Annotated in this window: 3 protein-coding genes; 1 reads left to right on the forward strand and 2 read right to left on the reverse strand. The window is 50.6% G+C overall.

The features are described from left to right. The first annotated feature begins 31 nt into the window (after positions 1-31). Positions 32-3,934: a phosphoribosylformylglycinamidine synthase gene (gene purL, locus ABYW01_RS14645; protein ID WP_372833985.1), complete on the forward strand. Its 3,903-nt coding sequence runs from the start codon at positions 32-34 to the stop codon at positions 3,932-3,934. Between the two features lie 117 nt (positions 3,935-4,051). Here the strand turns inward: purL and ABYW01_RS14650 are convergent, their stop codons facing one another. After that, positions 4,052-4,411 (reverse strand): rhodanese-like domain-containing protein, encoded by a 360-nt coding sequence (locus tag ABYW01_RS14650; RefSeq protein WP_372833988.1) that lies wholly within the window; start codon positions 4,409-4,411, stop codon positions 4,052-4,054. Then, positions 4,408-4,664 (reverse strand): DsrE family protein (locus tag ABYW01_RS14655; RefSeq protein ID WP_372833991.1); only part of this gene is annotated, 257 nt, incomplete at its 5' end. The genes ABYW01_RS14655 and ABYW01_RS14650, both read right to left, overlap by 4 nt.

The following is a 4,664-nucleotide window of genomic DNA, read 5'->3' on the forward strand; positions in this document are numbered from 1 at the left end:
CCGACAACCTTTTAAGAGGCTTGTAAAAAACATGCTAGCATTGCGTGGAGCACCTGCTCTTTCTGCTTTCCGTCACGAAAAGCTGCTGTCTGCTCTTCAGTCCAAAGTACCTGCGATCACTGCACTGTACAGTGAATTCATGCACTTTGCAGATCTGGAGCAAGATCTCTCAGCAGACGAACAACAGGTATTGGACCGTATCCTACGTTACGGACCAAAAGCCGACGTTGAAGAACCTGTCGGTCAGTTGTTTCTGGTTGTTCCCCGTCCGGGCACTATTTCACCATGGTCTTCTAAGGCAACAGATATAGCGAATAACTGTGGCCTGAGCAAGGTGAAGCGTCTCGAACGCGGTGTGGCATATTATATTCAGGCATCCGGCGATCTGGATCAAGCCGCATTGGATGCAACTATCGCCGAACTTCACGACCGTATGGTGGAAGCCGTTCTGCCAGATGTTGATGCAGCTGCAACGCTTTTTATTGAAGAATCCCCCGCGCCTTTGACCACTGTGGATATTCTTGCTGGCGGTCGTGATGCGTTGGTGACGGCGAATACTGCCTTAGGTCTGGCGCTGGCTGAAGATGAGATCGACTATCTGGTTGATAGCTTTAATGAGCTGGGCCGAAACCCAACCGATGTAGAGTTGATGATGTTTGCGCAGGCAAACTCGGAGCATTGTCGCCACAAGATTTTTAATGCGTCTTGGGATATCGATGGGGAAGCACAGGAGAAATCCCTGTTCGCTATGATCAAGAACACCAACGAGCTCGGTGGTGAAAACGTACTGTCCGCTTATAAAGATAATGCATCTGTTATCGTAGGCTCTAAAGCGGGTCGCTTCTTCCCTAATCCGGAATCGAAGCAGTACGGTTACAACGAAGAAGATATCCACATTCTGATGAAAGTGGAAACGCACAACCATCCAACAGCGATTGCGCCTCATTCCGGTGCGGCTACGGGTTCGGGTGGTGAGATTCGTGACGAAGGTGCGACAGGCAAAGGCTCCAAGCCTAAAGCAGGTCTGACAGGCTTTACGGTATCTGATTTGAACATTCCCGGTTTCGAGCAGCCTTGGGAATCTAACTACGGAAAACCAGATCGTATCGTGAGCGCACTGGACATCATGATTGAAGGTCCAATCGGTGGTGCTGCGTTTAACAACGAATTTGGTCGTCCAGCGTTGACCGGTTACTTCCGTACGTTTGAGCAGAAAGTAAACGGTGCCGCTGGTGAAGAAGTGCGCGGCTATCACAAGCCGATTATGATTGCCGGTGGTTTGGGTAACATTCGTGCTGATCATGTTGAAAAGGGTGAAATCCCGGTTGGTGCGAAGCTGATCTGTCTGGGCGGTCCTGCGATGCAGATCGGTCTGGGTGGCGGCGCAGCATCCTCTATGTCTTCAGGTACGTCTTCCGCTGATCTGGATTTCGCATCGGTGCAGCGTGATAACCCGGAAATGGAACGCCGTTGTCAGGAAGTGATCGACCAGTGCTGGCAGCAGGGTGATGAAAACCCAATCGCATTTATCCATGACGTAGGTGCGGGTGGTTTGTCCAATGCATTTCCTGAGCTGGTAAAAGACGGTGAGCGCGGCGGTAACTTTAATCTGCGCAATGTGAATAACGATGAGCCGGGCATGTCACCATTGGCAATTTGGTGTAACGAAGCGCAGGAGCGTTACGTTATGGCGGTTGAGCCAAAAGATCTGGCGCGTTTTGAAGCGATCTGTCAGCGCGAGCGTTGCCCATATGCGATTGTGGGTGATGCCACTGAAGAGCATCATCTGACTTTGGGTGATACTCACTTCGAGAACAAGCCGGTTGATCTGCCGATGAGCGTGCTGTTTGGTAAGCCGCCGAAGATGCACCGTGCTGTTGATCGTATTGAATATGACGTACCGGCATTTGATGCGACTGCAATTGATCTGAAAGACGCTGCTGAGCGTGTGATGAAGTTGCCAGCGGTTGCGTCTAAATCCTTCCTGATTACGATCGGTGACCGTTCCATTACGGGTACGGTTGCACGTGATCAGATGGTCGGACCTTGGCAGGTGCCTGTGGCAAACTGCGCGGTGACGACCGCTTCCTACGATACCTACGCCGGTGAAGCGATGGCGATGGGTGAGCGTACTCCATTGGCACTGGTTGACTCTCCTGCGTCTGGTCGTATGGCGATTGGTGAGACGATTACTAACCTGGCGTCTGCGAAGATTGCTGAGATTGCAGACATTAAGTTGTCTGCAAACTGGATGTGTGCGGCAGGTCATCCGGGTGAAGATGAAAAACTTTACGACACCGTTAAGGCGGTGGGTATGGAGCTGTGTCCTCAGCTGGGCATTACGATTCCGGTCGGTAAAGATTCCATGTCTATGCGCACTGTCTGGAATGATGACGGCGAAGACAAATCTGTAACCGCGCCGATGTCTCTGGTTATCACGGGTTTTGCGCCGGTGACCGATGCACGTAAAACGCTGACACCACAGCTACGTACTGATCTGGGTGAAACTGATCTGATCCTGCTGGATCTGGGTAACGGTCAAAACCGTTTGGGTTTGTCTGCGCTGGCGCAGGTTTACAACCAGGTCGGTCAGGATGTGGCTGACGTTGAAAATCCAGAACAGCTGGCTGCGTTCTTTGCGGCGATTCAGGAGCTGAATGCACAGGATCTGTTGCTGGCATATCATGACCGTGCGGACGGTGGCTTGTTTGCAACTGTTGCTGAGATGGCATTTGCCGGTCGTGCAGGTGTCGATCTGAACCTCGATATGCTGGCTGCCGATAGCAGCGAGTTCGCGGCAGCGCTTTACTCTGAAGAGTTGGGTGCGGTTATTCAGGTTAAGCGTGATAACACCGAAGAGGTGTTGACCGAACTGAATGCTGCGGGTCTGGGCGATATTGCGAAAGTGATTGGCTCGCTCAACGAAGATGATCAGATCTGTATTCACTTTGATGATGAAGAGATTTACGCTGAGAGTCGTGTGCAGTTGCAGCGCTGGTGGGCAGAGACCTCTTATCGTATTCAGGCGATGCGTGATAACTCTGAATGTGCTGAGCAGGAATTTGATACCTTGCTGGATGTTGCCAATCCAGGTCTGCATGCAGAACTTACCTTCGATATTAATGAGGATGTGGCTGCGCCTTATATTCAGACAGGTTCTCGTCCACAGATGGCCATTCTGCGAGAGCAGGGTGTGAACGGTCAGATTGAGATGGCAGCAGCGTTTGATCGTGCAGGCTTCGATGCTGTTGACGTTCATATGAGTGATGTCCTGGAAGGTCGTCGTACACTGGATGAGTTCAAAGGTCTGGTTGCATGCGGTGGCTTCTCTTACGGTGACGTATTGGGTGCAGGTGAAGGTTGGGCTAAATCCATCTTGTTCAATACGCGTGCCCGTGATCAGTTTCAATCATTCTTTACACGTGAAGATACCTTTGCGTTGGGTATCTGTAATGGTTGTCAGATGCTATCCAACTTGCACGAATTGATCCCGGGAACTGACCTGTGGCCACATTTCGTGCGTAACGTGTCTGAGCAATTTGAAGCGCGTGTGGCGATGGTTGAAGTGCAGGAGAGTAACTCTATATTCCTTCAGGGAATGCAGGGTTCTCGTATGCCTATCGCTGTTGCCCATGGTGAAGGTCGTGCGGAATTTGCTGATGAAACCCATCTGGCTAATCTGCAGGGCAGTGGGTCTGTTGCGCTGCGCTATGTGGATAACTATGGCAAGGTGGCGGCAACTTATCCGGCAAACCCGAATGGTTCTCCAGAAGGTATTAGCGGTGTTACGACTGAAGATGGTCGTGTCACCATTATGATGCCGCATCCTGAACGTGTATTCCGTGCCCTGCAGAACTCCTGGGCTCCGGATCATTGGGATGAGGATGGCGCTTGGATGCGCATGTTCCGCAATGCGCGTGTTTGGGTAGACTGATCCCTTAAAGTATTGATATACGAAAAGGCGGCCTTAGGGTCGCCTTTTTTGTATCTGTTTAGGGTGAGTACGATGACAACTAGGGCACAGTTGGAAAAGAGGACAGTGTCGCGTAGATCAGTTTTTATCAGTAGGGAGTTTCAAGCGCCACCAATTCAACATACCGCCTTTTAGTTCATACGCCTCAATGCCTGCCCGGCGTAATTTTCTAACGGCAGGGGTGCTCCGGTGCGCGCTCAGGCAAATGCAGATGATTGGTTTATGCACTGAGTCGAGTTCAGAAGCTGACACTGAAAAGCGCTGCAGTGGGAGGTTGATACTGCCTTGAATATGGCTTTGTCGCCATTCTGTGTGGCTACGGACATCAATCAGCTGGAAGTGATCTGAAATTTCGAGAGGATCGCAGGGGAGTTGGTTCGGATTAATTTCCGGGACATGTCCAAAAGGTAACCAGTCTAACCAACGAGGAAGTTTCATGGGCGAACGTAAATGTAGCCTTTTTGCTGAAGATCGATAATCGTTGGCAGTCCGGCCTGAACGACATCTTCCTCTTCTACTTCATATAAATCTTTGTGTGTCACTTTGTAGCCGTCGAGTGAGTTGCCGCAGATAATGAACTGCACATCTCTTAAGCGAAGCGAATCCAGCGTTATCTGTTTAGCTTCATCTTCTGCTGCCGCAATGAAATATTCGATAGCTTTACCGTGGACTACAACCTTAATATCAATAC

It is taken from the genome of Pontibacterium sp. (genome assembly GCF_041587635.1).
Taxonomy (GTDB): domain Bacteria; phylum Pseudomonadota; class Gammaproteobacteria; order Pseudomonadales; family Balneatricaceae; genus Pontibacterium.

Coding starts and splice junctions, on each gene's coding strand:
- purL (WP_372833985.1), top strand. CDS start 32: ATGCTAGCATTGCGTGGAGCACCTGCTCTTTCTGCTTTCCGTCACGAA.
- ABYW01_RS14650 (WP_372833988.1), bottom strand. CDS start 4,411: ATGAAACTTCCTCGTTGGTTAGACTGGTTACCTTTTGGACATGTCCCG.